The organism is Streptomyces sp. 6N223 (assembly GCF_052246635.1).
Lineage (GTDB): Bacteria > Actinomycetota > Actinomycetes > Streptomycetales > Streptomycetaceae > Streptomyces.
This window is the reverse complement of the sequence record NZ_JBQQCA010000140.1, coordinates 1-1,316: the sequence shown is the minus strand read 5'-3', so window position 1 is coordinate 1,316 and position 1,316 is coordinate 1. Positions and strand designations below refer to the sequence as shown.

Here is a 1,316-nt window from a genome sequence, read left to right as displayed (position 1 = left end):
AGAGGGCGGAATGTGAGTGCATAGGTGATTTGTCGTCACGTGAACGTGTAGCGGGATGGTATCCCGGCCGGTTAGCGGCCATCGGGGCCGGTACGCGATGCGGGAGATCGTCAAGGCGCTGTTCTGCCAGGGCCGCACCGGCTGCCAGTGGGAGTTGCTCCCGCACGACTTCCCGCCGCCCGGCGCGGTGAGGTACTACTTCTACACCTGGCGCGACGACGGCACCGACCAGACCATCCACGACCTGCTGCGCTGGCAGGTGCGGGAGAAGGCGCGCCGGAAGGCGGACCCGAGCCTGGTGGTGCTCGACACCCAGAGCGTGCACGCGGCGGCCGGGGGTGCCAGCGCAGCCGAAGGGGCGTGATGATGCGGCAAAAAAGGTACCGGGCCGCAAGCGCGGCCTGGCCGTTGACGTGCTGGGGCTGGTGATCGCGGTGGTCGTGGCGGCCGCGTCGGCGCACGCGAACGCCGTCGGCATCACGCTGCTGGACAAGGTCGCCGCCGACACCGGCACCGTGCAGAAGGCCCTGGTCGACCAGGGCTTCAAGAACGCCGTCGTCGCGCACGGTCAGAAGGTGGGCATCGAGGTGGAGGTCGTGGAGCGCAATCCCGCGCAGGCCGGGTTCCTTCCCCAGGCCAAGCGGTGGGTCGTGGAGTGCCCCCGCGGGATCTTCGGGATCTTGATGCTGCACCGCCGACTGGTGCGCGACTACGAGCACAAGCCCCGCTCCGCCGAGTCTCGGGTGTACTGGGCGATGACCGCGGTGATACTGCGCCGGCTGACCGGGCCACCCGCGCCGGCCTGGCGCACCGCATGACCGGCGGGGAGCTGACGCTCGGGGCGGTGCTGGCCCGGCTGGAGGAGCGCGAGCGGGAGATCGCCGCGCAGGCCAACGTGGCCAAGGAGCGGATCGCGGAGCTTTCCACGCAACCGGAGGAGTTCCACCGGGCCGCCGAGGAGACCCGGATCACCCGCAAGACGCTGCTGGAACTGCCCGATCCGCAACCGCCCGCGCCGCCGCCCCCGCAACTGCCGGACCATCCGGCCTACCAGCAGATCATGGCGGTGTTCACCACGGCCGACGGCCCGCTGCGGGCCCGGCAGATGTGCGAGGCGATGGACCTGCAGATCGCGCCCAACAACATCAACAACGCCCGCCGCCTGAAGCTCAAGCGGCTTGTCGAGTGCGGGATCCTGGTCGAGACCGAGCAGGGCCTGTTCACCCGGCCGCGGCCGTAGGCCGCCCGCCGCCGCTACCTACCCGCCCACCCCGGACGAAGCAACCAATCGGACAGAAGGTCTCATACCGTCCTCT

Annotated in this window: 1 protein-coding gene and 1 pseudogene; both read left to right on the top strand. The window is 70.1% G+C overall.

All coding sequences use genetic code 11. The features are described from left to right. Positions 1-64 precede the first annotated feature (64 nt). A pseudogene (locus tag ACTWQH_RS32700) lies at positions 65-818 on the top strand (IS5 family transposase); the annotation flags it as partial. Further along, on the top strand, positions 815-1,240 hold the full coding sequence (locus ACTWQH_RS32695; RefSeq protein WP_443290445.1) for a hypothetical protein: 426 nt from the start codon (positions 815-817) through the stop codon (positions 1,238-1,240). The pseudogene ACTWQH_RS32700 and the gene ACTWQH_RS32695, both read left to right, overlap by 4 nt. Positions 1,241-1,316 lie beyond the last annotated feature (76 nt).